This window comes from Pseudomonas sp. G1002, from assembly GCF_013385455.1.
GTDB lineage: Bacteria > Pseudomonadota > Gammaproteobacteria > Pseudomonadales > Pseudomonadaceae > Aquipseudomonas.
In genome coordinates, this window is the sequence record NZ_JACAPY010000054.1 from 13305 (window position 1) to 39035 (window position 25731).

General features: G+C 58.9%; 23 protein-coding genes. 10 read left to right on the forward strand and 13 right to left on the reverse strand.

The window, feature by feature from the left end:
- Positions 1 to 88: 88 nt before the first annotated feature.
- The 4 genes from HX801_RS29905 (at position 89) to HX801_RS29920 (ending at position 4852) form a co-directional block, all read left to right on the forward strand.
- The gene (locus tag HX801_RS29905; RefSeq protein ID WP_003211792.1) at positions 89 to 562 is read left to right on the forward strand and encodes a MarR family winged helix-turn-helix transcriptional regulator; all 474 of its coding nucleotides are present in this window, start codon (positions 89 to 91) and stop codon (positions 560 to 562) included.
- Entirely contained in the window at positions 559 to 2022 is a 1464-nt protein-coding gene (locus tag HX801_RS29910; RefSeq protein WP_087694798.1) for an efflux transporter outer membrane subunit, read from the forward strand. The genes HX801_RS29905 and HX801_RS29910 overlap by 4 nt, the downstream gene beginning before the upstream one ends.
- A 15-nt stretch (positions 2023 to 2037) precedes the next feature.
- On the forward strand, positions 2038 to 3255 hold the full coding sequence (locus HX801_RS29915; RefSeq protein ID WP_087694799.1) for an efflux RND transporter periplasmic adaptor subunit: 1218 nt from the start codon (positions 2038 to 2040) through the stop codon (positions 3253 to 3255).
- A gap of 64 nt (positions 3256 to 3319) precedes the next feature.
- Positions 3320 to 4852, forward strand: coding sequence for a DHA2 family efflux MFS transporter permease subunit (locus tag HX801_RS29920; protein ID WP_003211786.1), 1533 nt, complete (start codon positions 3320 to 3322; stop codon positions 4850 to 4852).
- Between the two features lie 168 nt (positions 4853 to 5020).
- Here HX801_RS29920 and lpxH read toward each other — a convergent pair whose 3' ends face one another.
- Positions 5021 to 5770: a UDP-2,3-diacylglucosamine diphosphatase gene (gene lpxH / locus HX801_RS29925; RefSeq protein ID WP_003211785.1), complete on the reverse strand. Its 750-nt coding sequence runs from the start codon at positions 5768 to 5770 to the stop codon at positions 5021 to 5023.
- A complete protein-coding gene (locus HX801_RS29930) occupies positions 5767 to 6270 on the reverse strand; it encodes a peptidylprolyl isomerase (protein ID WP_003211783.1) in 504 nt (167 codons plus the stop codon). The genes lpxH and HX801_RS29930 overlap by 4 nt, the downstream gene beginning before the upstream one ends.
- 246 nt (positions 6271 to 6516) lie before the next feature.
- Here HX801_RS29930 and HX801_RS29935 point away from each other — a divergent pair, with 246 nt between their 5' ends.
- From HX801_RS29935 to HX801_RS29955, 5 genes are all read left to right on the forward strand, one after another.
- Positions 6517 to 8217, forward strand: a complete 1701-nt coding sequence (locus HX801_RS29935) for a glutamine--tRNA ligase/YqeY domain fusion protein (RefSeq protein WP_008432425.1) — start codon at positions 6517 to 6519, stop codon at positions 8215 to 8217.
- 20 nt (positions 8218 to 8237) lie between these two features.
- The gene (cysS, locus tag HX801_RS29940) at positions 8238 to 9626 is read left to right on the forward strand and encodes a cysteine--tRNA ligase (RefSeq protein ID WP_008432427.1); all 1389 of its coding nucleotides are present in this window, start codon (positions 8238 to 8240) and stop codon (positions 9624 to 9626) included.
- A gap of 233 nt (positions 9627 to 9859) precedes the next feature.
- Complete coding sequence (locus HX801_RS29945) at positions 9860 to 11335, forward strand: 3'-5' exonuclease (RefSeq protein ID WP_256344315.1); 1476 nt, start codon at positions 9860 to 9862, stop codon at positions 11333 to 11335.
- Positions 11332 to 11994, forward strand: coding sequence for a DarT ssDNA thymidine ADP-ribosyltransferase family protein (locus HX801_RS29950; RefSeq protein WP_177023295.1), 663 nt, complete (start codon positions 11332 to 11334; stop codon positions 11992 to 11994). The genes HX801_RS29945 and HX801_RS29950 overlap by 4 nt, the downstream gene beginning before the upstream one ends.
- Positions 11995 to 12056: 62 nt before the next feature.
- Positions 12057 to 13715, forward strand: coding sequence for an ADP-ribosylglycohydrolase family protein (locus HX801_RS29955; RefSeq protein ID WP_218166771.1), 1659 nt, complete (start codon positions 12057 to 12059; stop codon positions 13713 to 13715).
- Positions 13716 to 14502: 787 nt separating this feature from the next.
- On the opposite strand, the gene HX801_RS29960 is transcribed toward HX801_RS29955, so the two are convergent.
- A complete protein-coding gene (locus HX801_RS29960) occupies positions 14503 to 15054 on the reverse strand; it encodes a dihydrofolate reductase family protein (protein WP_177023296.1) in 552 nt (183 codons plus the stop codon).
- Positions 15055 to 15214: 160 nt separating this feature from the next.
- Here HX801_RS29960 and lepB point away from each other — a divergent pair, with 160 nt between their 5' ends.
- Positions 15215 to 15883, forward strand: coding sequence for a signal peptidase I (gene lepB / locus HX801_RS29965; RefSeq protein ID WP_003211763.1), 669 nt, complete (start codon positions 15215 to 15217; stop codon positions 15881 to 15883).
- Positions 15884 to 15891: 8 nt separating this feature from the next.
- Here lepB and HX801_RS29970 read toward each other — a convergent pair whose 3' ends face one another.
- The 10 genes from HX801_RS29970 to HX801_RS30015 form a co-directional block, all read right to left on the reverse strand.
- Positions 15892 to 16479: a TetR/AcrR family transcriptional regulator gene (locus tag HX801_RS29970; protein ID WP_023658972.1), complete on the reverse strand. Its 588-nt coding sequence runs from the start codon at positions 16477 to 16479 to the stop codon at positions 15892 to 15894.
- 31 nt (positions 16480 to 16510) lie between these two features.
- Entirely contained in the window at positions 16511 to 17263 is a 753-nt protein-coding gene (locus HX801_RS29975) for a 3-oxoacyl-ACP reductase family protein (RefSeq protein ID WP_177023297.1), read from the reverse strand.
- A 134-nt stretch (positions 17264 to 17397) separates the two neighbouring features.
- Positions 17398 to 18327: a sel1 repeat family protein gene (locus HX801_RS29980; protein ID WP_177023298.1), complete on the reverse strand. Its 930-nt coding sequence runs from the start codon at positions 18325 to 18327 to the stop codon at positions 17398 to 17400.
- Positions 18328 to 18442: 115 nt separating this feature from the next.
- On the reverse strand, positions 18443 to 19378 hold the full coding sequence (locus tag HX801_RS29985; protein ID WP_003211755.1) for an alpha/beta hydrolase: 936 nt from the start codon (positions 19376 to 19378) through the stop codon (positions 18443 to 18445).
- Positions 19379 to 19484: 106 nt separating this feature from the next.
- Positions 19485 to 19853, reverse strand: coding sequence for a Na+/H+ antiporter subunit G (locus tag HX801_RS29990; RefSeq protein WP_003211753.1), 369 nt, complete (start codon positions 19851 to 19853; stop codon positions 19485 to 19487).
- On the reverse strand, positions 19850 to 20128 hold the full coding sequence (locus HX801_RS29995; RefSeq protein ID WP_003211751.1) for a K+/H+ antiporter subunit F: 279 nt from the start codon (positions 20126 to 20128) through the stop codon (positions 19850 to 19852). The genes HX801_RS29990 and HX801_RS29995 overlap by 4 nt, the downstream gene beginning before the upstream one ends.
- A complete protein-coding gene (locus HX801_RS30000) occupies positions 20125 to 20613 on the reverse strand; it encodes a Na+/H+ antiporter subunit E (RefSeq protein WP_003211750.1) in 489 nt (162 codons plus the stop codon). The genes HX801_RS29995 and HX801_RS30000 overlap by 4 nt, the downstream gene beginning before the upstream one ends.
- Complete coding sequence (locus tag HX801_RS30005; RefSeq protein WP_003211748.1) at positions 20610 to 22292, reverse strand: monovalent cation/H+ antiporter subunit D; 1683 nt, start codon at positions 22290 to 22292, stop codon at positions 20610 to 20612. The genes HX801_RS30000 and HX801_RS30005 overlap by 4 nt, the downstream gene beginning before the upstream one ends.
- Complete coding sequence (locus tag HX801_RS30010; RefSeq protein WP_003192163.1) at positions 22289 to 22633, reverse strand: Na+/H+ antiporter subunit C; 345 nt, start codon at positions 22631 to 22633, stop codon at positions 22289 to 22291. Before HX801_RS30010 ends, HX801_RS30005 begins: the two co-directional genes overlap by 4 nt.
- Positions 22633 to 25554 carry a monovalent cation/H+ antiporter subunit A gene (locus tag HX801_RS30015; protein WP_003211746.1) on the reverse strand — a complete coding sequence of 974 codons (2922 nt, stop codon included), beginning with the start codon at positions 25552 to 25554 and terminating at the stop codon, positions 22633 to 22635. Before HX801_RS30015 ends, HX801_RS30010 begins: the two co-directional genes overlap by 1 nt.
- Positions 25555 to 25731 lie beyond the last annotated feature (177 nt).

The following is a 25731-nucleotide window of genomic DNA, read 5'->3' on the forward strand; positions in this document are numbered from 1 at the left end:
CAACCTAACTATTCGTTTGACATTCGCTGCCTAGGCAGTAACATCGTGTCACACATTCACTGCTTAGGCAGTTAATAGGCTGGTCACGATGAAGCACTTCACCCCCGAAAACTTCCACAACTGCCACCTCGGCCTGCTGCTGGGCCGGGCTGCGCTGCTCAAAGACAAGATCATCGACACCCACATGGAACCCCACGGCATCACGGCCGCGCAGTTCAAGGTGTTGATCATCATGGCCCAGTACGGCGTCGACACCCCGGCCGAGCTGTGCCGCAACCTGTCGTTGGACAGCGGCTCCATGACCCGCATGCTCGACCGCCTGGAACAAAAGGACCTGCTGGCGCGCAAGCGTTCCGAGCAGGACCGGCGCCAGGTGCAGTTGGTGCTGACCGCCGAAGGCCAGCGCGTGGCCGACATGCTGCCGCACATCGGTGCCCAGGCCTTGAACCAGTTGGCGGGCGCGCTGGAGCCGGGTGAATTGCAAACCCTGGAAAAAATCCTGAAGAAAATTCTGATAGCTGCGGGTGACCCCATCACCATCCAGCGGGTAGGTAGTGCATGAACAATCGCTCCTTGCGTGCCGGCCTCAGCCTTGTGCTGGTGGCCATGACTATGGCCGGTTGTGCCAATTTCAGCGGCTTGGACACAGAAGGCAAACGCCTCGAAGCCAATAACCTGCAAACCGGCAAATCCCTCAGCGGCGTGACCCTGTCCGCCGCTGCCTGGCCCACCGCCGACTGGTGGAAAGGCCTTGGCGATCCACAGCTCGACGGCCTGATCCAGGAAGCCCTGCAGAACAGCCCCGACATGCAAGTGGCCAGCGCCCGTGCCCACCAGGCCGAAGCCGCTGCCTATGCCGCCGACGCCGAGCGCATGCCAACCCTGGATGCCAGCGCCGGTGTCAGCCGTTCGCGCCTGGCCAAGGACCAGGACCCGTTGGGCCAGGGCGATGCCTACGCCACCGTGCGTAACATCGGTGCCAGCTTCAATTATAACTTCGACCTGTGGGGTGGCCAGCGCGCCGCCTGGGAAGCCGCGCTGGGCCAGGCCCGCGCTGCCGAAGTCGACCAACAGGCCGCGCGCCTGACCCTGGCGGCCAACGTCGCCAAGGCCTACAGCGACCTGGGCCAGGCCCATATCGTGCGTGACCTGGCCAATGATGACCTCAAGCGCACCCGGCAGATGCTCGACCTGGGCCAGCGTCGCCTGAATTCCGGGATCGACAGCCAGTACCAGTACCAGCAAACCGAAAGCCTGGAAGCCAGCTCCCAGTCGCAACTGATCGATGCGGAAAAGCAACTGCAGAGCGCGAAGATCGCCCTCGCGGTGTTGCTCGGCAAAGGCCCGGACCGTGGCAGCGAACTGGTACGCCCCAACGTGCTCAAGCCGAGCGCGGTTGCGGTGCCTTCGGTGTTGCCTGCCGAGCTGGTGGGCCGTCGCCCGGACCTGATCGCCGCACGCTGGCGGGTGGAGGCGGCGAGCAAGAACATCGCGGCCAGCAAGACCCGTTTCTACCCCAACCTCAACCTGAGCGCGAGCGCCGGGGCCGAGTCGTTGCTGGGGGATGCGATGTTTGGTTCGGCCAGCCGCTTCTTCAGCATTGCGCCGACCGTCTCGCTGCCGATCTTCGACGGCGGCCGCCTGCGCGCCGACCTCGACGCTCGCGACGCCGACTACGACCTGGCCGTGGCCCAGTACAACAAAACCCTGGTGCAAGCCTTGGGCGATATCGGCAACACACTCTCGCAATTGCGCGAGACCGGCCGCCAGATCCAGGCCCAGCAACACGCCGCTGACATTGCCCAGCAGTCCTACGACACCGGCGTCCAGCGTTACAGCTCAGGTATCGGCAATTACCTGGACGTGCTCAGCATCGAACAGCAACTGCTCCAGGCCCAGCGTCAGTTGGCCACCCTGAATGCCGAGCAAATCGATCTTTCGATTCAACTGATGCAGGCCCTGGGCGGCGGTTTCCACGCCGATAACGTGGCCTCGACCACCCCAGCCACGCGCACTGAATAATTCAAGGTACTTGTCATGGCCACTGCCGAAACCAGCAACAACGCTCCTGAAACAAACAAGGCTGAACAACCCAACAACAGCAACCCGCGCAAACGCAAAGTCATGCTGTTTGTGCTGGCGCTGATCGTCATCCTCGGCGCCCTGGGCGTGTGGGGTTGGTACGAATTGTATGGCCGCTTCAGCGAAAGCACCGACGACGCCTACGTCAACGGCAACGTGGTGGAAATCACCCCGCTGGTGACCGGCACCGTGGTGAGCATCGGCGCTGACGACGGCGACCTGGTGCATGAAGGCCAGGTGCTGATCAACTTCGACCCCAACGACGCGGCCGTCGGCCTGCAAAGTGCCCAGGCCAACCTGGCCCGCACCGTGCGCCAGGTGCGTGGCTTGTACAGCAACGTCGATGGCATGAAAGCCCAGGTGCTGGCGCAACAAGCCAACGTGCAAAAGGCCCAGGACAACTACAACCGACGCAAGAACCTCGCTGCCGGCGGGGCGATTTCCCAGGAAGAACTGTCCCACGCCCGTGACGACCTGACCTCGGCGCAAAACGCCTTGGCCAACGTGCAGCAACAGTTCAAGACCAGCAGCGCCCTGGTGGATGACACGGTGATTTCGTCCCACCCGGACGTGCAGGCTGCCGCCGCACAGTTGCGCCAGGCTTACCTGACCAACGCCCGCAGCACCCTGATCGCACCGGTGACCGGCTATGTGGCCAAGCGTACCGTGCAATTGGGCCAGCGGGTCCAGCCGGGTACTGCACTGATGGCGGTGATCCCGCTGGATCAACTGTGGATCGACGCCAACTTCAAGGAAACCCAGCTGCGCAATATGCGTATCGGCCAGCCGGTGGATATCGAATCCGACATCTACGGCAGCGACGTGAAATTCAGCGGTACCGTCGACAGCCTCGGCGCGGGCACGGGCAGCGCGTTTGCCTTGCTGCCGGCGCAGAACGCTACCGGTAACTGGATCAAGATCGTGCAACGGGTGCCGGTGCGTATCCATGTGAACGCCGATGAGTTGGCCAAGCACCCGCTGCGGGTGGGCTTGTCCACCGTGGTCAACGTCGACCTGCACGACCAGAGCGGCCCGGTACTGGCCCAGCAGGCGCCGCAGAAGGCGTCGTTCACCACCAACGTTTACGACCGCCAGTTGGCCGAAGCCGACGCGATGATCACCCAACTGATCCATGACAACAGCGTCGCCGCTCCCAAGGCTGCCCAGCGCTGATTCGCCAATCCATCAGCTGCGGCCCCGGCGGCCGTAGCGCCAATCATGTTGCACAGGATTCGCGATGAGTAACGCTAACGCCTCCTTCACGCCGCCCAGCTTGCTGATGGCCACCATCGGCCTGTCCCTGGCGACCTTCATGCAGGTGCTCGACACCACCATCGCCAACGTGGCGCTGCCGACGATTTCCGGCAACCTCGGCGTGAGTTCGGAGCAGGGCACCTGGGTCATCACCTCGTTTGCCGTGAGCAACGCCATCGCGCTGCCGCTCACCGGCTGGCTGAGCCGTCGCTTCGGCGAGGTGAAGCTGTTTCTGTGGGCCACCATCCTGTTTGTGCTGGCCTCGTTTCTCTGCGGTATTTCCACCTCGATGCCCGAGTTGATCGGCTTTCGGGTATTGCAAGGCCTGGTTGCCGGCCCGTTGTACCCGATGACCCAGACGCTGCTCATCGCGGTCTATCCCCCCGCCAGGCGTGGCATGGCCCTGGCGTTGCTGGCGATGGTCACGGTGGTGGCGCCGATTGCCGGGCCGATCCTCGGCGGCTGGATTACCGACAGCTACAGCTGGCCGTGGATCTTCTTTATCAACGTACCCATCGGCATCTTTGCCGTGATGGTGGTGCGCTCGCAACTGAAGAAACGCCCGGTGGTCACCAGCTACCAGCCGATGGACTACGTCGGCTTGCTCAGCCTGATCGTCGGCGTCGGCGCCTTGCAGATCATCCTCGACAAGGGCAACGACCTGGACTGGTTCGAGTCGAATTTCATCATCATCGGCGCGGTGATCTCGGCTGTCGCCCTGGCGGTGTTCGTGATCTGGGAAATGACCGACGAGCACCCGGTGGTCAACCTGCGGCTGTTCGCCTATCGCAACTTTCGCATCGGCACGATTGTGTTGGTACTCGGGTACGCGGGTTTCTTCGGGATCAACCTGATCCTGCCGCAATGGCTGCAAACCCAGATGGGCTACACCGCCACCTGGGCGGGCCTGGCGGTGGCGCCGATCGGGATTCTGCCGGTGTTGATGTCGCCATTTGTGGGCAAGTACGCGCACAAGTTCGACCTGCGCTTGCTGGCTGGCCTGGCGTTCCTGGCGATTGGCTTGAGTTGCTTCATGCGTGCCGGGTTTACCAATGAAGTGGACTTCACCCACATCGCCCTGGTGCAGTTGTTCATGGGGATCGGCGTAGCGCTGTTCTTCATGCCGACCTTGAGCATCCTGATGTCCGACCTGCCGCCGGCGCAAATCGCCGACGGCGCTGGCCTGGCGACCTTCCTGCGGACCCTGGGCGGCAGCTTTGCGGCCTCGTTGACCACCTGGATCTGGATTCGCCGGGCGGACCAGCACCATGCCTACATGAGCGAAAACATGACCACCTACGACTCGGCCACCCGGGACGCCTTGCAGGCGCTCGGCGGGGCAGGGCACAAGGCGTATGCGCAGTTGGACCAGATACTGACGAGCCAGGCGTACATGATGTCCACCGTGGATTACTTCACGTTGCTGGGGTGGATGTTCATGGCGTTGATCGTGATTGTATGGCTGGCGAAACCGCCGTTTGCAGCGAAGGCGGGGCCGGAGGCTTCTGGCCACTAAGCCTCAATCCATGATCATTCCCACGCTCCGCGTGGGAATGCCGCTTTGATGATCGTTCCCACGCTCTGCGTGGGAACGCCGCTCTGGACGCTCTGCGTCCGCTTTTGATGGTCGTGACGCAGAGCGTCACAGGATGCATTCCCGCGCAGAGCGTGGGAACGATCTGGGTCAAGCGCCGGGCAGTGCCAACTGCGGGTTGACGAAGTCAAACGCCGCCAGTTGAAACCCTTGCTCATCCACCTGCAACGCCCACCCTTGCTTGTCCCAATCCCCCAGCACAATGCGCTTGGCCGCTTGCTCGCCAATCTGCAACTTGTGAATCGCCGGGCGGTGGGTGTGGCCATGCACCAACGTACGCACGCCGAACTGCTGCATCACCCTCGGCACTTCCTCAGGCGTTACATCGACAATGTCGTTGGTCTTCATTCGCGTCTGCGCGCGGCTTTCACTGCGCAGCTTGCGCGCCAGCTTGTGCCGCGTGCGCAAGGGCAGGTGGCGCAGGATGAACAGCGTGATGGGGTTACGCAGGATGCGCCGCAGCTTCATATAGCCAAGGTCGCGGGTACACAGGCTGTCGCCGTGCATCAACAGCACGGGCTCGCCTGCGAGTTGCACCACACTCGGGTCCTTGAGCAAGGTTGCGCCTGCGGCTTTGCAGAACGCCTTGCCGATCAGGAAATCCCGGTTGCCATGCATGATGAAAATCTGGGTGCCGCTGTCGCTCAGCTCGCGCAGAGCCTGGCAAATCGAACGCTGGAAGGGCGTCATCCCATCGTCGCCAATCCAGGCTTCAAAGAAGTCCCCCAGAATGTACAACGCCTGGGCAGAACGGGCGCGGCCGTGCAGTAAATCCAGAAACGCCCGGGTTATGTCCGGGCGCTCCTCTTCCAGATGCAAATCTGAAATCAGCAATATCACTCAACGATCTCGGCTTTCTCGACGATAACGTCTTCTACCGGAACGTCCTGGTGACCTGCCTTGCCGGTGGTTTGCACACCCTTGATCTTGTCGACAACGTCCTGGCCTTCGGTGACTTTACCGAATACCGCGTAGCCCCAGCCCTGCACGTTCTTGCCGCTGTGGTTCAGGAAGGTGTTGTCGGCGACGTTGATGAAGAACTGCGCGGAGGCCGAATGCGGCTCCATGGTACGGGCCATGGCGACGGTGTACTTGTCGTTGGAAAGGCCGTTGTCCGCTTCGTTCTGGATGCTGGGACGCTTGTCTTTCTTTTCTTTCATGCCCGGCTCGAAACCGCCGCCCTGGACCATGAAGTTGCCGATGACACGGTGGAAAACAGTGTTTTCGTAGTGGCCGGCTTTAACGTACTCGATGAAGTTGGCGACGGTGATCGGCGCTTTCTCGGCGTTCAGCTCGATGACGATGTCACCGTGGTTGGTGGTCAGTTTGACTTGAGTCATGTTCACTACTCTTTCAAGGAATTCGTGGGTTTGGGCGTTTTGCGCCTTACCTGCTTGGCAAAAACGGCAGCCAAGGCGCGCAGTTTAGCGTGACCTGCGGGAATTTCGAGGTGGTTTTTTACCGCCCGTGCAATAAATGCAGCAGTTTTTGGCCACGCTCTGTCAGGGCCTTGACAGCATCGGCTATGATAAGCCCTTTGTTTGTCGGCCTCACCCGGCCAAGTACTTCGTCTGTTCAAGGATCCTATGAGCAAGCCCACTGTCGACCCTACCTCGAATTCCAAGGCCGGACCTGCCGTCCCGGTCAATTTCCTGCGCCCGATCATCCAGGCGGACCTGGATTCGGGCAAGCACACGCAGATCGTCACCCGCTTCCCGCCTGAGCCCAACGGTTACCTGCACATCGGCCACGCCAAGTCGATCTGTGTGAACTTCGGCCTGGCCCAGGAGTTCGGTGGCGTCACGCACCTGCGTTTCGACGACACCAACCCGGCCAAGGAAGACCAGGAATACATCGACGCCATCGAGAGCGACATCAAGTGGCTGGGCTTCGAATGGTCCGGTGAAGTGCGCTATGCCTCCAAGTATTTCGACCAGTTGTTCGACTGGGCCGTCGAGTTGATCAAGGCCGGCAAGGCCTACGTAGACGACCTGACCCCGGAGCAAGCCAAGGAATACCGTGGCACCCTGACCGAGCCGGGCAAGAACAGCCCGTTCCGCGACCGTTCGGTTGAAGAGAACCTGGACTGGTTCAACCGCATGCGCGCCGGCGAGTTCCCGGACGGCGCCCGCGTACTGCGTGCCAAGATCGACATGGCCTCGCCGAACATGAACCTGCGCGACCCGATCATGTACCGCATCCGCCACGCCCATCACCACCAGACCGGTGACAAGTGGTGCATCTACCCGAACTACGACTTCACCCACGGCCAGTCTGACGCCATCGAAGGCATCACCCACTCCATCTGCACCCTGGAGTTCGAAAGCCACCGTCCTCTGTACGAATGGTTCCTGGACAGCCTGCCGGTACCGGCGCACCCGCGTCAGTACGAGTTCAGCCGCCTGAACCTGAACTACACCATCACCAGCAAGCGCAAGCTCAAGCAACTGGTCGATGAAAAGCACGTGTTTGGCTGGGACGACCCGCGCATGTCGACGCTGTCGGGCTTCCGCCGCCGTGGCTACACCCCGGCATCGATCCGCAATTTCTGCGAAATGGTCGGCACCAACCGCTCCGACGGCGTGGTCGACTACGGCATGCTCGAATTCAGCATCCGTCAGGACCTCGACGCGAACGCCCCGCGCGCCATGTGCGTGCTGCGTCCGTTGAAGGTGGTGATCACCAACTACCCGGAAGGCCAGGTCGAAAACCTCGAACTGCCACGTCATCCGCAGAAAGAAGAACTCGGCGTGCGCAAGCTGCCGTTCGCCCGTGAAATCTACATCGACCGCGATGACTTCATGGAAGAGCCGCCAAAAGGCTACAAGCGCCTGGAGCCGAACGGCGAAGTGCGCCTGCGCGGCAGCTACGTGATCCGTGCCGACGAAGCGATCAAGGACGCCGATGGCAACATCGTCGAACTGCGTTGCTCCTACGACCCGGACACCCTGGGCAAGAACCCGGAAGGCCGCAAGGTCAAAGGTGTGGTGCACTGGGTGCCGGCGGCGGCCAGCGTCGAGTGCGAAGTGCGCCTGTACGATCGCCTGTTCCGCTCGCCGAATCCCGAGAAGGCCGAAGACAGTGCCAGTTTCCTGGACAACATCAACCCTGACTCGCTGCAAGTTCTCACGGGTTGTCGTGCCGAGCCATCGCTTGGCGACGCACAGCCGGAAGACCGTTTCCAGTTCGAGCGCGAAGGTTACTTCTGCGCGGATATCAAGGACTCGAAACCCGGTGCTCCGGTATTCAACCGTACCGTGACCTTGCGTGATTCGTGGGGCCAGTGATTCTGTTTTAAGGAACTGTCGTGCTAACGATCTACAACACACTCAGCAAGACCAAAGAAGTCTTCAAGCCGCTGGATGGCAACAAGGTGCGCATGTACGTGTGCGGCATGACCGTGTACGACTACTGCCACATCGGCCACGGCCGCAGCATGGTTGCCTTCGACCTGGTGACCCGCTGGTTGCGTTTCAGCGGTTATGACCTGACGTATGTGCGCAACATCACCGACATCGACGACAAGATCATCAATCGCGCCAACGAAAACGGCGAGTCGTTCGACGCGCTGACCGAGCGCATGATTGCTGCGATGCACGAGGACGAGGCACGCCTCAACATCCTCAAGCCGGACATGGAACCGCGCGCCACGGACCATATCCCGGGCATGCACGCGATGATCCAGACCCTGATCGACAAGGGTTACGCCTACGCCCCGGGCAATGGCGACGTGTACTACCGCGTCGCCAAGTTCATGGGCTACGGCAAGCTGTCGCGCAAGAAAATCGAAGACCTGCGCATCGGTGCGCGGATCGAAGTCGACGAAGCCAAGCAAGACCCGCTGGACTTCGTGCTGTGGAAAGGCACCAAGCCCGGCGAGCCGAGCTGGGAGTCGCCATGGGGCGCCGGGCGCCCGGGCTGGCACATCGAATGCTCGGTGATGTCCACCTGCTGCCTGGGCGAGACCTTCGACATTCATGGCGGCGGCAGCGACCTTGAGTTCCCGCACCACGAAAACGAAATCGCCCAAAGCGAAGCGGCCACCGGCAAGACCTACGCCAACGCGTGGATGCACTGCGGCATGATTCGCATCAATGGCGAGAAGATGTCCAAGTCCTTGAACAACTTCTTCACCATTCGCGACGTGCTGGAAAAGTACCATCCGGAAGTGGTGCGCTACCTGTTGGTGTCGAGCCATTACCGCAGCGCGATCAACTACTCGGAAGACAACCTCAAGGACGCCAAGGGCGCCCTGGAGCGTTTCTACCACGCGTTGAAAGGCCTGCCCTCCGTGGCGCCTGCGGGCGGCGAAGCGTTTGTTGCGCGGTTCACCGAAGTGATGAACGACGACTTCGGTACGCCTGAAGCCTGCGCGGTGCTGTTTGAAATGGTGCGCGAGATCAACCGCCTGCGCGAGAGCGATCTCGACGCAGCGGCGGGGCTTGCCGCACGTTTGAAAGAGCTGGCGAGCGTGCTGGGCGTATTGCAGATGGAAGCCGATGACTTCCTGCAGGCGGGCGCTGAAGGGCGTGTGGATGCCGCTGAAGTTGATGCGCTGATCCAGGCACGCTTGACTGCCCGGGCCAACAAGGACTGGGCGGAGTCTGACCGTATCCGTGACCAACTGACCGCGATGGGTGTGGTGTTGGAAGACGGGAAGGGCGGTACGACGTGGCGGTTGGCTGATCAGGCTTGATCGGTAATTGCTGAATGAAAAACGCCCCGACTGGTTCGGGGCGTTTTTTGTCAAATCTGAAATGTTGCATCCGGCAATTTTGGACTGTGTCATGACGCCACCTAATGAGGAGGATTGGGTGGTTTATGATGTGCACCACATTGAGATTATTCGCTTGAAAGCGCGATATATTTCGTTCATGGAGCGAAGCAGGTTGACTAGCGGCACCGAAAGTAGCTAAAAGTAGTGGCTAATTGGCATCTCCTGCTCAGTTTATGGGGATGCTGGCGGTATACGTGCTCAACTTTAAATGGACTTTACAAAAAATGAAGACGCTTCCTCTGGTTAAGGCTACTCCCGAACAGCTTCCGTTGATCAGTCAAAACAGGTTCGGCGTTGAGGTGATTTGTGGTGCTGCGGGTAGTGGGAAAACCTCTACAGCCTTGTTAAGGCTTAGGTCGCTTTGTTATATGTTTGCTGAGCGTCATGAGCGGAAAGAGATACCTGAGCCTGTTAAGATTCTCGTGCTCACATTTAATCGTACTCTTGCGGGATATATTAGCTCATTGGCAGAGCATCAAGTTGAAAAAGGCTTAAATATAAGCCTCGAAATTGATACCTTTAGCCGTTGGGCTATCTCAAGTTTAAATGTGCAAGTGATTCAACAAAAGAGTGCGAGAGAGATTTTAAGCGCGTTCGCGGTTGGCTTGGATGTTTTAACTCCAGAATATATATTGAAGGAAGTCGACTATCTGCTAGGGAGATTCGAGCCCGAGAGTCTCGAAAACTATATAACATTCGAGCGTACAGGACGCGGGGTGTTGCCTCGTGTTGATAGAAACCTCCGGCGTAGAATTCTAGATGAGGTAGTTTATCCGTATCTTAATTGGTTGTCTGCGCAAGGCTCTAAGGATTGGAATGAGTTGTCGGTTTCTATGGCCCGAGATATTGAGTCGATAGGTTATGATATCGTAGTTGTAGATGAGAGTCAGGATTTCTCCGCAAATCAACTGCGAGCTATCAAACATCATCTTGCGCCTGATCATACTGTTACGTTTGTTATTGATACGGTACAGAGAATTTATGCTCGAGGGTTTACTTGGGCTGAAGCAGGGTTTGACGTCCGGCCAGAGAGGATACATCCTCTTTATACTAATCATAGAAATACCGTTGAGATAGCTGCATTTGCTGCTGGAATTTTGAATGGTGTAGGCGTTGACGGTGATGGTGCTCTTCCAAACCTAAACGCTGCTTCAGATCATGGTGATCTGCCGCAGGTTCTTCTTGGTAAGTACTCGGATCAGGCAGAATGGGCGGCTAATTACATCAAAGAATATGTGAATTTGGAGGATGAGTCAGTAGCGTTTCTTAAACCTCAGGCAGGGAAATGGTTCGATCAAATCAAATCTACATTGGCACGTCATAATATTGATTATGTAGACATTACCCGTGAAAGGGAGTGGCCTGAAGGTCCTGAGAACGTAGCTCTTTCGACATTTCATTCTGCAAAAGGCCTAGAGTTTGACTATGTTTTTATAATAGGATTTAACGAGGAAAACACGCATTTTGCTGAAGAGGAGTTTGATGATCAGGTGCTTGTGTTGCGGCGTCTATTAGCTGTGGCGGTAGCTCGGGCCCGAAAAGCAGTAATTATAGGTTATAAGCCGGGGGAGGGGTCTCAGTTGGTTAGATTTTTTTCTCCAGGCACATTTGGTCAGGAGGCTGTATGACCATTGCTGCTGAAGTTGAAAGGCGCAGTATTACCGAGGTTTTGCATTTTACGACTAACAGAGGAATTGTTGGAACTCTTGCTACTGGAGCACTCTTGTCTCGTCATCGTCTTCCTCAAGCTGCCTACCTGCAACATATTTTACATGTGAACGCTGCGGATAGGCCGGAAGCGCAAGAGTTTTTTGATAAGAGTCAGAACTGGTTAGACTTTGTAAATTTGTCAATTTCTGAGATAAATCGACGATATTTTCTTGTCTCGCAGAAGTGGCACATAGATGCCGATATATGGTGGGGTATTTTAGCGTTTGATCCTATTGTAATAACTCATGATGAGGTCGTATTTACGACCACAAATAACTCGTACGATCTTTGTATACGAAAGCCTGGTTTGTTGGGGTTCATTGATCTTTTCGAGCCTTGCATCCTGCGAAAGAGTCCGAATTGGAAGGTTTACCGCCTTCAGCGACCACTGCCTTTGCCCACATGTGAGCAGGCGGAAGTGCTGTATCTTGGGCAGATTTCTACGGAGTATCTCCGTCGCATATACGTCCAAGACGAAAATTGTCATGATATCGCCAAGGGATGGCTGCGAGAGTTCGGCCTCCGTGGTGTAGACGTTTTGATATCACCCCAGAAGTTTGAAGGACGGCCAAATTGAATACTGAGCAATCTGTAAGCCACCTCGGGACGGTTTCAATGGAGCGGAGGGAAAGGGCTGTCGTGAATTCTGCCCTTTGGGCCGCAGCGGGGGATGCTCTTGGCTGGATGACTGAGCTTGCACGGGGGGAAGCAGGTGTTAAGCATCGTGTCGGTAAGACAAGGGTAACTGAGCCGGTCAAATGGCAGCGTATGATAGGTGGGCGTAATGGCCCAAAAGTTGCTCTTCCTGCTGGAACATATTCCGACGACACACAGCTACGTCTCGCCGTATCTCGGTCGATCAGAGGGAATGGATCGTTTGATGTCGAGACTTTCGCAAAAATTGAAGTTACGGTCTGGCCAACCTATGCACTTGGTGGCGGTCTGGGAACGAAGGCTGCAGCTGTGAATCTCTCGCGTAGAGGGGTTAACTGGTTCTCAAATTTTTACGAACGAGGCACTCAAAAATATATAACTGGTGGCGGGAACGGAGCCGCGATGCGTGTTCAGCCTCATGTGTGGGCGTCTAAAGGGAGTCTGGACGACCTTCTGCTTAACGTACTCCGAGACTCTCTAGTAACTCATGGGCATCCTCATGGATTTTGTGGTGCTGTATTTCACGCTTTAACTCTAAATGATGTTCTAAAAAATGGTGAAATTCCAGGACCCGGAGTTTGGCAAAGATATATTGATAGGTTTACCGATTTGCCTGCCTTGATTGGGCGTGACTCTCAGTTAGCTGCTTTTTGGCGCTCTGCGTGGGAGAGTAACACCGGCGGCACATTGGAGGAAGCCCTGATACGGGTAAAGGAAGAAGCTCTTCGTGATGTCGAGCTTATATCGGAATTAATTTTAATTGAAGGTTTAAATGGATATCACCAAATCCTTGAAAAGTTGGGTTGCCTGACTGTTAAGTATCGTGGGTCTGGTTTTAAAACTGCTTTGGCTGCGTCTGTGCTAGCATATGTTTATCGAAAAGGTCCTATTGAGGAGGCACTGATTGCTTCTGCGAATGAGTTGGAGAGTGATACTGATACGATAGCGACTATGGCGGGCGCGTTATTAGGGGCAATTGCATTAGAGTCTCCTATGTGGCCAGTACAAGATGCTGAATATATTACGAAAGAGGCCAAACGTTTAGCGTCTATATCACAAGGTCGCCAAGAGAGTAGTTTTGTGTATCCTGACCTTGGAAGGTGGAACCCTCCAAGCAGCCAAGCGGCTTCTATTGGCATTAGTGAAGGTGGGCTTGCTATCGCTGGGTTGGGTATTCTTGCTGTCGAAGGCATTGAATATCAAGTAGGTGATGCGATTTGGCAATGGTGCCGATTACCATTTGGGCAAACCATTCTTGCTAAACGCAGAGCCGAGTTGAAATCGGAAATAACTAAAGCGCAATTGCCGGAAATTCGTCGCGTGCCACGAGGTAGCGAAAATATTCAAACGCAAAAAACTGATTCTTCATCAATGCCTCAAACAGAGCTGACGTTTGAAACGCCTGATATATCAACTGATATCGCTTTGGACAGTGTCTCAAAAGTTCAGAAGGATACCTCTTATAGCCCTCGCGATAAACTTGATGTCCTTACCGATGAAGTTATTTTTTCAAATTTTGATGATCAGGTTTTTGGTCGAATGTTGAATGAGTACATTGATTCCTCCCAGTCTGTCGAGTCTGCTGTTGCGTTTGTTTCAATTGTTGCGAAAGCCAAGTTGGTGAGGCAGCGTAGACGTCGATAAGGCTTTTGAACTATTATAGAAGCGTCCGGCGATTAGCGCACGCGCTATTGCGCTCGTTTTTTTTTTTGAGGTTAGTGTGTCGGGTATAAAGGTGTATCTATTTAATAAGGTGCCGATAAGCTCCGATCGTCTTAGCTTTGTGCCGTTTCGTTACTTGAGTTTTTTATTGTTGGGGGCATGGTTTGCCAATAGTTGAGTCTCCTCCGAACTTTGGCATATCCTTAGATCCATATTGCGTGGGTGGGGCGTCAAGTTCAAACTCCAAGGGGGTTGCCGATGTTGGGACTGATGCAAGTTCTTCGGAGTCCGGATCGAAGAGGTCTGGACATATAGTTATTTATGCAGCGCAAAGAGACCATGTGCCTTGGCAGACAGCTCTGGTTTTGTGGGTGTATTAGGTAATTATTAATCGCCCGATGAGCAGCCGCGTGAAGCGAGGGTGAATCGAGTGGCGGGTTTGGACTGTCTTTGATCATGACGACGCTCCTAGAGTAATGGAGCCGCCACCCATCGCTGCGAAACGACAATCGGGTGGCAGCTGTACGCAGGTTCGCAGACCGGGACTCTAGGCACCCGGCATACCCGAAGGTATCCCGCGCACAGCCGCCATAACATCAGGCATAAAAAAGCGCCCGCTATCTTGTGGTGGACGCTGTGCGTCTAGAGTTTACCCGGGCTGCGAAACCCGGTCGCTGAATTTGCAGCGACCACCGAAGAGTAGGGAGCCATCTTCTGAGCGACAACCCTAAAGAGCTGTCGGAAATTTCCGGGTGTTAACCCGCGACCATCAGCGCTTGCCACTCACCTCATACCGGCTTTGAACAAACCCGTTATCCGACGCATACGTGCCGATATGCCGAAGCTCATGCTCGCCACCCAACTGGCTGAACAAGGGGATCCCCTGGCCCAGCACAACCGGAATACGCGTGATGATCATCTCGTCGATCAAACCCGCCTCAAGAAACGCCTGAATCGTCTGGCCTCCGTCGATATACAGGTGTTTCATCCCGCGCTCGGCCAACGCTGCCACGAGGCTGGTGACATCCTGGCTCACCACCTCAACCTTGCCCTTCAAAGCTGCAGGTAGCTCAACCGATTGGTGAGAGAGTGCTATGACCGGCGTGCCCTCATAGGGCCACTCCGGAAAGGACAACACTTTTTCCAGGGTCTTGCGGCCCATCACCAGCGCATCCACGCTGGCGATGAAGTGTTCATAGGTCACGCCGTTCAATTCGGCGCCTTCGTACTCAGGGCGATGAAGCCACTCGATATCACCGTCTGGCCTGGCAATAAAGCCGTCGACGCTGGCTGCGATAAAGACCGAACATTTGCTATCCATGGGGCGTGAAACTCCTTTTCTGTGTGCTTGAAAATATCGACTGTCATGGGTCGGCAACGCTAATGTTAATTTAATCTTCCGATGCAATAAGCGAACATTGCCAAAAATCACCGTGGGTACCCGGCGCAGGCCGGTGTGCCTTTTCGTATTGCGAGGATCTATGCGCCGTTGGTTAATTCGCTACCGTTACGCGATCATTTTCTGGCTGTGCTTCGGGGTTTTCCGCACCTCCCTGGCTGACTGGAATCCCATCCCGTCCGGTTCCATGCGCCCGACGTTACTTGAGGGCGATGTGGTGCTGGTCAACCGCGTCGCGTACGACCTCAAATTGCCCCTCACCGATATTTCCCTGGCGAGACTGGATAACCCCCAGCGCGGAGATGTCGTCACGTTCTCTTCGCCCAAGGACGGCACGCGCTTGATCAAACGCATTGTCGGTATCCCCGGCGATACCCTGGAAATGCGCGACGAGGTGTTGTGGGTCAACGGTACGCCGGCCACCTACAGTAATGGGCAGGACATCAGCGAGCCCATCGCGCCTGGCCAAACAGTTCCGGGGATCAAGGTGACGGAGCGTGCGAACAGCAGCCAGCGCACGGTGCAGTTCATGCCGACAGTACGGGCGCTGCGCGATTTCGGCCCGGTGGTGGTGCCTGCCGACAGTTACTTCATGCTGGGCGACAATCGCGATAACAGCGATGACTCCCGCTATATCGGGTTTGTGCCGCGTCGGCTGTTGATCGGGCATGCGCACCATATCCTGGCGTCAGCGCAGATCCTGGACCACTGGATGCCACGACTGGACCGATTTGGCGCGCCGATCCTGTAGTGGGCTGATCACGCGTTTGCGCTGAGCGCCCGCAGTGCAAAACCCGCAATGCGCTCCAGCTGCTCAGTGGTGGCGCCGCCCTTGCTGGCGACTTTCATGCCGCTGAGGGTGGCCATCAGAAAATCACACGCGCCCGAGCGATCGGTGCCGACGGTCAATTCGCCTTGTTCCTGCGCACGCTCCAGCGTCTGTTCGAATGCATTGCGCAAGCGTTCGGCGCTGTGGGCGGTGAGTTGATTTATCTCATCATCTTCCAGGCCGAACTCGCAGATGGCATTGACGCCCATGCAACCCGCCGTTCCTTCCCGCAGGGCGCGGGTGGCGAAGGATTGCAGGGTGTCGTGCAGTGCCTGCAGCGGGGTCGGGCCCTGGTTCAGGCGCTCGATCAAGTCGTCGACGCCGGTGCGCTGATACTCGGCCATCGCCAGCAGGTACAACTGACGTTTGTCGCCAAAGGTGTTGTACATGCTCTGGCGGCTCAGTCCCATGGCCTGCATCAGTTCTTCAGTCGAGGCCGCGGCAAAACCCTTGTCGCAGAAAACCCGGATGGCCTCGCGCAGCACCTGGTCGCGGTCGAATGCTCTGGGTCTTGCCATGGTTACCTCGGGGGAAATTGCAGGTGAAGGCTCAGGCCAGGTAGCCGCCATCGATGGTCATGCTTGTGCCGGTGACAAATGCCGCTTCTTCGGACGCGAGATAAGCAACCATGCCGGCAACATCGTCGGCGGTACCTACGCGGCCCAAGGGGATCAGGCTTTTGATCATGTCCGCATGGGGCCCGTCTGCCGGGTTCATGTCGGTGCTGGTCGGGCCCGGCTGCACGTTGTTGACGGTGATGCCGCGCGGCGCGAAATCAATCGCCAGGCCGCGGATCATACCGGCGATCGCCGACTTCGTCATGCTATAGACGCTGGAGCCCGGGAAGCCCGAACGTTGGGCGACCACGCTGCCGACGGTGATTATTCGGTCACCCGTATGCATCACCGCCGAGCTGGCCTTGGCCGCCGCAAACGTGGCCCGCACATTGACCGCAAACATTCGGTCGAAGTCTTCCAGGCTGAAGGTGTCGACGGTGCCCATCAGCAGGATCCCGGCGTTGTTGACCAGGATATTCAAGGCGCCGAAATGCTCGACAGTGGCCGCGACCGCCCGATCTATTGCCGCCACATCGGCGCTGTCGGCCTGAATCGCCAAGGCTTTTCCGCCCTTGCTTTCGATCAGGCCAACCAGCGCTTGCGCCTTGTCGGCAGAGGAGGAATAGGTAAACGCGACCGCTGCACCTTCAGCTGCAAGCCGGCGGACAATCGCTTCGCCGATACCGCGGGAACCGCCGGTGACCAGGGCGACTTTGTGGTTGAAGCGAGGGGTGTGAGCTGTCATGGGGGAGGCCTGAGGTTTAGTGGATTAAATAATCCACTAAACCGTACCAGCCTGGAAATACTTAGCCAAGCTGTTTTTGGATTAATTAATCTTTAACTGCCGGATGTGCTCTCGAATCCTTCATCAGACGCCGGTCATTTCAGGTCGCTGTAGGTCAACCTGAACTCCGACAGCGCCGGGTGCTCGGTTTTCCACTGGCGGCCATACGCCTTGGCTGTTTCCATTTCTTCGGCAGTCAGCGCGCTGGCCAGTTGTTGCAGGTAGCCTGCGGCATCGGCGTGCCGTGGGTTTTGCCGGGTACTGTCCATGACCAGCCAGTAGAGCCCATAGGCGTGGATTTTGTTCTCGGGGTAGTGATAGCGGTTGGTGCCACTTTCATCGATATCGAACCCGCCGAGCGCACCGGCATAGGTCATGACGCCATCAAGGTCATTCAGCGCCAGCCGTTTTTCCAGGTGTATGCGCTGGTAGGAGAGGTTGCGGTAGTAGGTCTGCATGTTGGCCAGCCACTTCATCGCTGGCGGGAAGCCCTTGAAGGCCGCATACCTGAGCATGGAGTCGCGGTTGTCACTGGCCTCCGGGTTTTTGTCGTACAACAGCGCCGCAATGTAATAGGCCTCGGCGCAGCCGGCATCACCTGCCTTTCTCAGCCACGAGCGATCTTTGGTCAGTTCATACAGCTGCAGCATCGCTGCGCCGTCGCCAGCATCGGCACCTGCCTGGGCGAGGGCCTTGGCCTTGGCCAGGTTGGTTTCGCCACCCAGGCGCATCAGGGCGTACACATGATCCTGGGCGGCGGCCAGGCGGTACCACGCCTGGGCCTCGGGGTCGACACTGCCGACCCGGCGCCGGATGGCTTCGCCCAGGGCGTATTGGGACGGCGCATCGCCGGCCGAGGCAGAGATGGTCAAATGGGTTTCGCACTCTTCGAATTCACCGAGTTGATACAACTCGAGGCCCCGCTGCTTGGCTGCCTGTTGCTGGCTCGTCAAATGTGAAATCAGCGCATTCAGCGAGTTGAGCAAATCAAACAGCGTGGTCAGTGCATCGGAATGGGTATACATGATCATTACCTGTATCGGGATACGTTGTCCGATAAAGGTAGGTGGAGCGGTGGGGCCCCAGGTGACAGATAGTTATCGGCAGGAGCGCTACCTTTCCCGCGCTCTGGGCAACCCCTCAAGCGCTACGGCTGCCACGTATTGCCTGGTCCAGAAACAACGCCGCATTCGCCACGGCCTGCATGCCTTCGGGCAAGATTGCCGCAAACAAATGCCAGACATGAAACATCCCAGGCCAAACCTCCAGCGACACGCGTACCCGGTTTTCCCCCAGGTGGGTGGCCAGGCGCATGGCGTCGCTGAGCATGACTTCGTTTTCGCCGATCTGCACCAGAATGGGCGGCAATCCCCGGACGTCCGCGAACACCGGCGATGCATCGGGATCATTCGGCAGCGCGCCGTTGAGAAACGCTTTTGCAAGCAGCGTCAGCCCCAGGCGGGAGGCTTGCGGGTCGAGGCCGTCACGGTTGTCGATGGAGGCGCCGGTGTGTTCCAGGTTGGCCCACGGCGACAAGGCGGCGCCCCCGGCGGGCAGTGGCAGGCCTGCGTTGCGGGCCTTGACCATCACCGACACCACCATTGCGCCGCCGGCCGAATCGCCCGAGAACACGATGGACCTGGGGTCATTGCCCTGGTCGAGCAGCCAGCGATAAGCCTGCAACGTGTCATCAATAGGTACGGGGAACGGATGCTCGGGCGCCAGGCGGTAGTCGGGCAGGTAGACTTTTGCACCCAGCAGTTTTGCGAAGTGGCCGGCAAGGCCCAGGTAGCCCCGCGGGCTGCCGCCGACATAACCACCGCCGTGGATGTAAAGCAGCACCCGGTCACCCTCAAACCCATCCGGCACGACCATCATGCCCGGTACGCCACCCATATCGACGTCACAAAAGCTGACACCGGCGGGAATCGGATGGGAACAAAGCACCTGCTCATAAGCCTTGCGCTGCTCATTGAGGGTGAGGGTGGTTTCCTGGCCCGTGAGAAATGGGCCGAAGTCAGCGGCGCAGGCAACCCACGCGTCGAGATGGGCCTGGACAAGGGGAGTGAATGCCATGGGGGAGAACCTCATAAAGTGATCCCGATACCGGGATTAGCGATTGAGGTTCTATTTTATGGATTCTATTGGAGAACGAATTTCACCACTGCGGCGCCTGTGGGGATCAGCTGCCGCTGTCAGTGCGACGGCTGCTGACTTCAGCCGGCACATCATCCCCGGCCATGCGCTTGCGGAACAACGCGGTGCGTGCCAGCAGCAATGTGGTCACCGGCACTGTGATCGACAGCAGGATCGGGATCAACCAACCGTGCAACACCGGCCCGGACTTGAGCACCGAAAAGTAGATGATCGAGGCCAGCGCCACACACCAGGCGCCCAAGGTCGAAGCCAACGCCGGCGGGTGCATGCGCTGGAAGAAGTCTTTCATCCGCAACAACCCAATCGCCCCAATCAGCGCAAACAGGCTGCTAAGCACCAACAATACCGCGACGATCACTTCAACCCACAGCGGCAACACGTCGACATTGATCATTCGATCACCTCCCCACGCAGCAGGAATTTCGCCAGGGCAAACGACCCCACAAAGCCAAACAGCGCAATCAACAGCGCCGCTTCAAAATACGTGTCACTGGCATACCGAATACCCAGCACCAGCATCATCAGCATGGCCAGGATGTACAGGTAATCCAGCGCCAGCACCCGGTCCTGGGCCGACGGGCCTTTGAACAGGCGCACCAGGGTCAGCACCATGGCCAGGGAGAACAGGAACAGGCTGAACAGGATCGCATTGGAGAGCAGGGCGCTCATTCGAAGATCTCCATCAGGGGCCGTTCGTAGGCGTGTTTGAAGTGCTCGATAAACTGCGCTTCGTCATCCAGGTCGAACACGTGGATTAGCAGGACGCTGCGGTCCAGGGCCAGTTCCGACCATACGGTGCCCGGCGTCACGCTGGTGATCATCGCCAGCACGGCTAGGCCGTTGGCATCCCGCAGGTCCAGGGGGATCTTGATAAAGCGCGAACGCGGTGGGCGCGAGCCGCAGGTCAGGATGCCCCAGGCCACGGCGAGGTTGGAGATGATCACGTCACGTCCCACCAGGAAGAACAAACGGATGATCACCCCCGGGCGGCGGATGCGGATCGGCAGCGGGCGCAACGGCGCCATCATCAGCGGTGCGGCAAAGCCGAGGATTGCCCCCAGCAGCAGGTTGCCGGGGCTGACGGACAGGTTCAGCACCAGCCACAACAACCACAATGCCAATGACAGCCACGGGGCAGGGAACAGGCGCTTCATGGCTGCACCTCCAGGGCGGCGGCCTTGGCTTCAGGGCTCGGCACCGGACGCGTCGCCATGACCGCCATCACATAGTGTTCCGGGTTGTTCAGGCTCTCGGCGGCCGCCTGGGTATAGCGCATCAGCGGCTCGGCCTTGAACGTCAGGGCGATGCTCAGGCCCAGCAGGAAGAAAATCGGCACGCATTCGAAGCGGCGCAGCAGCGGCGATGGACGTTCTTCCGGGGTCCAGAAGCGCTGGATGCCGAGGCGGGCGAAGGCGATCAGCGAAGCCAGGCCGGAGAAGATCAGCAGTGCCACCAGGCCCCAGGCGGCCGGACGCACCGGTTCGTCGATGGCATTGCCCAGGCCCATCGGGTTGATCAAGGCGCTGAGCAGGCTGAGCTTGCCGATAAACCCGGACAGCGGCGGCATGCCGATGATCAGCAGGGCGCAGGCGATAAAGCTCAGGCCGAGGAACGCTACGGTCCAGGGAATCACCTGGCCGACCACGGCTTTCTGTTCGTCGTCGAGGTTGGTGCCGGGCGGCGGATGCAGGGATTCCATGGCCTTGGGCAGGGCTTCGATTTCATCGTCCAGGGGCATGTCGTTGGCCGAGCGCGAACGTTCGATCAATTCGGCCAGCAGGAACAGCGCGCTCAGCGCCAGGGTGGAACTGACCAGATAAAACAGCGCCCCGGCGGTCAGGCTTGGCTGGGCAAACCCCACCGCCGACAGCAGGATCCCGGCGGACACCAGGATGCTCAGGCTGGCCATGCGTTCCAGACGTTGCGCCGCAATCATCGCCAGCGCCGCGCAGACGATGGTTGCCATGCCGCCGTAGATCAGCCAGTCGCCACCGAACAGCGCCGAGGCACCCGCCTGGCCGGAGAACAGCAGGTTCCACAGGCGCAGCACGGTGTACACGCCGACCTTGGTCATGATCGCAAACATCGCCGCCACTGGCGCACTGGCCGAGGAGTAGGCAGGCGCCAGCCAGAAGTTCAGCGGCCACATCCCGGCCTTGGCCAGGAAGGCGACGGCGAGGATGCCCGCACCGGCATGCAGCAGGCCGCGATCGGCTTCCGGCACCAGGGGGATTTTCAGTGCCAGGTCGGCAAAGTTCAGGGTACCGGTGACGCCATAGATCAGCGCCGCGCCAATCAGGAACAAGGTCGAGGCCAGCAGGTTGATCGAGATGTAATGCAGCCCCGCCGACACCCGCGCCCGGCCGGAACCGTGGAGCATCAGGCCGTAGGACGCCGCCAGCAGCACTTCGAAAAACACGAACAGGTTGAACAGGTCGGCGGTCAGAAAGGCGCCATACAGGCCCATCAACTGAATCTGGAACAGTGCATGGAAGCTGGTGCCGGCGCGGTCCCAACGGGCCATGGCGAACAGCAGGGCGCTGACGCCAATGATCCCGGTGAGCACCAGCATCATCGCCGAGAGTTGGTCCACCACCAGCACGATGCCGAACGGCACCTGCCAGTTGCCCGGCAGGTACACACCGATGGAGCCGGGGCCGCCTTTCTGGGTCCAGTACAGCAACAGCACGGCGATGCCCAGGCCCACCATGCTGGAGAACAGGTTGATCCGCGCCTTGAGCGGGCGGTGCTTCTCGCCGAGCATCAGCATCAGCGCGGCGGTCAGCAACGGCAGCAGGATCGGCGCGATGATCAGTTGATTCATCCAGGTCATTCCTTGGGCTCCCGGCCGTCCACATGGTCAGTGCCGGTCAGGCCCCGGGATGCCAGCAGCACCACCAGGAACAGTGCGGTCATGGCGAAGCTGATCACGATTGCCGTCAGCACCAGGGCCTGGGGCAGCGGATCGGTGTAGTTGAGCAAGTCTTGCGGCACGCCATCCTTGATGATCGGCTCCTTGCCGATAAACAGGCTGCCCATGCTGAAGATGAACAGGTTGACCCCGTAGGAGAGCAGGCACAGGCCCATCACCACCTGGAACGTCCGTGGCCGCAGGATCAGCCAGACGCCGGAGGCCGCCAGGACCCCAATGGCAATTGCGATGACTTCTTCCATCAGGCGGCTCCTCCTGGGCTGGCAACGGCTTTCGCCTGGTTACTGGGTTTATGGGCGCGCACCGATTGGTGGCCGAGGGCGGTGAGCATCAGCAAGGTCGAGCCGACCACCATGGCGTACACACCGACGTCGAAGAACAGCGCGCTGGCGACGTGGATGTCGCCCAGCACCGGCAGGCTAAAGTGCCAGGTGTGCGTGGTGAGGAACGGGTAGCCGGCGAGCAGTGCGCCCAGCCCGGTCAGGGTTGCCGACAACAAGCCAAAACCCATCCAGCGCATCGGCCGCAGGCTCATCTGCGCCTCGACCCACTGGGTACCGGCGACCATGTATTGCAGGATGAACGCGACGGACATCACCAGGCCGGCGACAAACCCGCCGCCCGGTTGGTTGTGCCCACGCATGAACAGGTAGAACGAGACAACCAGCGCAATCGGCAGCAGCAGGCGCACCAGCACCGCCGGCACCATCATGAAGCCCAGGGCGGTGTCGCTGGCCTGGCGCGGGTTGATCAGGTCGGTGGCCACGTCGGGTGCCAGTTGGCGCTGTTGCGCGGGCAGTTCCATGCTTTCCTTCGACGGGCGGAAGCGGCGCAGCAGGGCGTAGACGGTCAGCGCCACGGCGCCGAGCACGGTGATTTCTCCCAGGGTGTCGAAGCCCCGGAAGTCCACCAGCATCACGTTCACCACATTGCTGCCACCGCCTTCTGGCAGGGCACGGCTGAGGTAGAAGGAGGAGATGTCGTTGGGCGTCTGGCGGGTCAGCATCGCGTAGGAGAGCAGCGCCATGCCGCCACCGACCACGGTGGACAGCAGGAAGTCCCGCAGGCGGCGGATGCGTGCCTTGCGCAGCGAGCTGGGCAGTGGGGAAACTTCTTCGATCCGCCGTGGCAGCCAGCGCAGGCCCAGCAGGATCAGCACGGTGGTGACCACTTCCACCACCAGTTGCGTCAGCGCCAGGTCTGGCGCCGAGAACCAGACGAAGGTCACGCAGGTCACCATCCCGCACACGCTGACCATGGTCAGGGCTGCCAGCCGGTGGTACTTGGCTTGCCAGGCGGCGCCCAGGGCGCAGGCGATTGCCAGCAGCCACAGGGTGACGAACACGATGGAGCCCGGGATCTTCGGCCGGTCGCCCCAACTGATGCCGCTGTAGAGCATCGGGATCAACCCGGCGATCACCGCCGCCAGCACCAGCAGGAACAGCTGGGTTTGCAGGCGTTTGGTGCTGATGCGTTTTTCGATCTTGCGCACCCCGCGCATCATCACCACCAGGCAGCGCTCGAAGCCGCGCTTGCCATTGAAGTAGCTGATGATCGGCGGGTATTTGAAGCGGCCCAACTTGAGTTGCTTGCGCAGCAGCAGATAGAGCACCACGCCGCCGGACATGGCCACCAGGCTCATGATCATCGGCGCGTTCCAGCCGTGCCAGATGGCGAGGCTGTATTCCGGCAGTTCGCCGCCGACCACCGGCAGGGCCGCTGCGGCGAGGATCGAACCGACCACCTGGGCCGGGAAAATCCCCACCAGCAGGCAGGTAAACACCAGCAACTCCACCGGCGCACGCATCCAGCGTGGTGGCTCGTGCGGGGTGTGGGGCAGGTTGGTGGCCTTGGGGCCGAAGAACACATCCACGGTAAAGCGCAGGGCATAGGCCACGCTGAAGGTACCGGCGATAGTCGCGATGACCGGCAGGGCGATTTCAACCCAGGCAGTGGCGGAGATGAATACGGTCTCGGCGAAGAACATTTCCTTGGACAGGAAGCCGTTGAGCAGCGGCACGCCGGCCATGGACGCACTGGCGACCATCGCCAGGGTGGCGGTAAACGGAATCAGCTTGAACAGGCCGCTGAGCTTGCGGATGTCACGGGTGCCGCTTTCGTGGTCGATGATCCCCGCCGCCATGAACAGCGACGCCTTGAAAGTGGCGTGGTTAAGGATATGGAATACGGCGGCGACAGCGGCCAGCGGGCTGTTGAGGCCCAGCAGCAAGGTGATCAGCCCGAGGTGGCTGATGGTGGAGTAGGCCAGCAGGCCCTTGAGATCGTTCTGGAACATGGCGCAATAAGCGCCGAGCAGCAGGGTAATGGCACCGGCACCGCCGACAATCCAGAACCACTCTTCGCTGCCGGACAGTGACGGCCACAGGCGGGCCAGCAGGAACACGCCGGCCTTCACCATCGTTGCCGAGTGCAGGTAGGCCGACACCGGCGTCGGTGCAGCCATGGCGTGGGGCAGCCAGAAGTGGAAGGGGAATTGCGCGCTTTTGCTCAGGGCGCCGATCAGCACCAGGGCAAGCATGATCGGGTACAACGAATGGGCACGGATCTGATCACCGGCAGCCAGGACCTGGTCCAGGTCGTAGCTGCCGACGATATGCCCGAGCAGCATCACCCCCGCCAGCAGGCACAAGCCGCCCGCGCCGGTGACCATCAGCGCCATATAGGCGCCACGCCGGGCATCGGCGCGGTGGTGCCAGTAGCCGATCAGCAGGAACGAGAACAGGCTGGTGAGCTCCCAGAAAAACACGATCTGGATCAGGTTGCCGGAGATCACCAGGCCGAGCATCGCACCCATGAAGGCCAGGAAAAACGCGAAGAAGCGCGGCACCGGGTCTTCCGGCGACATGTAATACCGGGCGTACAGCGACACCAGGGTCCCGATGCCCAGCACCAGCATCGAGAACAACCAGGCAAAACCGTCCATGCGCAATACGAAGTTCAGCCCGAGGCTGGGCAACCACATGAATTCTTCACGTATCACGCCACCATGGGCGATCTGGGGGTAGAGCAGGGCGACTTGAACCGTCCCGACCAGGGCCACAAGGCCGGCCAGCAGGGACTCTGTGTTGCGTGCGTTGTGCGGCAGCAAGGCCGCCAGACAGCTGCCGATAAAAGGCAGAAGCAGTAGAACTATCAGGGACATAGGCTTCTAATCTGCGGGAGTTTGGGATGCATCATACGTGCCGGAATCTTGATCACCAAACGGCAAGATGTGGCAGGATCCTACAAGGTAGGCTGAAAAAGGCTGTTTGGCATTGTTTCAATGCCCGTATCCAGGACAGGTATGCTGTTCAAAGGTTTTTTTCAGCCTGTTGCATAA

Bases quoted from the DNA above. Each gene is read 5' to 3' on its own strand.
- HX801_RS30015 (WP_003211746.1), bottom strand. From the start codon at position 25,554: ATGTCCCTGATAGTTCTACTGCTTCTGCCTTTTATCGGCAGCTGTCTG.
- HX801_RS29905 (WP_003211792.1), top strand. From the start codon at position 89: ATGAAGCACTTCACCCCCGAAAACTTCCACAACTGCCACCTCGGCCTG.
- HX801_RS29920 (WP_003211786.1), top strand. From the start codon at position 3,320: ATGAGTAACGCTAACGCCTCCTTCACGCCGCCCAGCTTGCTGATGGCC.
- HX801_RS29930 (WP_003211783.1), bottom strand. From the start codon at position 6,270: ATGACTCAAGTCAAACTGACCACCAACCACGGTGACATCGTCATCGAG.
- lepB (WP_003211763.1), top strand. From the start codon at position 15,215: ATGCGCCGTTGGTTAATTCGCTACCGTTACGCGATCATTTTCTGGCTG.
- HX801_RS30005 (WP_003211748.1), bottom strand. From the start codon at position 22,292: ATGACCTGGATGAATCAACTGATCATCGCGCCGATCCTGCTGCCGTTG.
- HX801_RS29980 (WP_177023298.1), bottom strand. From the start codon at position 18,327: ATGTATACCCATTCCGATGCACTGACCACGCTGTTTGATTTGCTCAAC.
- HX801_RS29975 (WP_177023297.1), bottom strand. From the start codon at position 17,263: ATGACAGCTCACACCCCTCGCTTCAACCACAAAGTCGCCCTGGTCACC.
- HX801_RS29985 (WP_003211755.1), bottom strand. From the start codon at position 19,378: ATGGCATTCACTCCCCTTGTCCAGGCCCATCTCGACGCGTGGGTTGCC.
- HX801_RS29910 (WP_087694798.1), top strand. From the start codon at position 559: ATGAACAATCGCTCCTTGCGTGCCGGCCTCAGCCTTGTGCTGGTGGCC.
- HX801_RS29995 (WP_003211751.1), bottom strand. From the start codon at position 20,128: ATGAGCGCCCTGCTCTCCAATGCGATCCTGTTCAGCCTGTTCCTGTTC.
- HX801_RS30000 (WP_003211750.1), bottom strand. From the start codon at position 20,613: ATGAAGCGCCTGTTCCCTGCCCCGTGGCTGTCATTGGCATTGTGGTTG.
- HX801_RS30010 (WP_003192163.1), bottom strand. From the start codon at position 22,633: ATGGAAGAAGTCATCGCAATTGCCATTGGGGTCCTGGCGGCCTCCGGC.
- HX801_RS29960 (WP_177023296.1), bottom strand. From the start codon at position 15,054: ATGGATAGCAAATGTTCGGTCTTTATCGCAGCCAGCGTCGACGGCTTT.
- HX801_RS29915 (WP_087694799.1), top strand. From the start codon at position 2,038: ATGGCCACTGCCGAAACCAGCAACAACGCTCCTGAAACAAACAAGGCT.
- HX801_RS29970 (WP_023658972.1), bottom strand. From the start codon at position 16,479: ATGGCAAGACCCAGAGCATTCGACCGCGACCAGGTGCTGCGCGAGGCC.
- HX801_RS29935 (WP_008432425.1), top strand. From the start codon at position 6,517: ATGAGCAAGCCCACTGTCGACCCTACCTCGAATTCCAAGGCCGGACCT.
- HX801_RS29950 (WP_177023295.1), top strand. From the start codon at position 11,332: ATGACCATTGCTGCTGAAGTTGAAAGGCGCAGTATTACCGAGGTTTTG.
- HX801_RS29990 (WP_003211753.1), bottom strand. From the start codon at position 19,853: ATGATCAATGTCGACGTGTTGCCGCTGTGGGTTGAAGTGATCGTCGCG.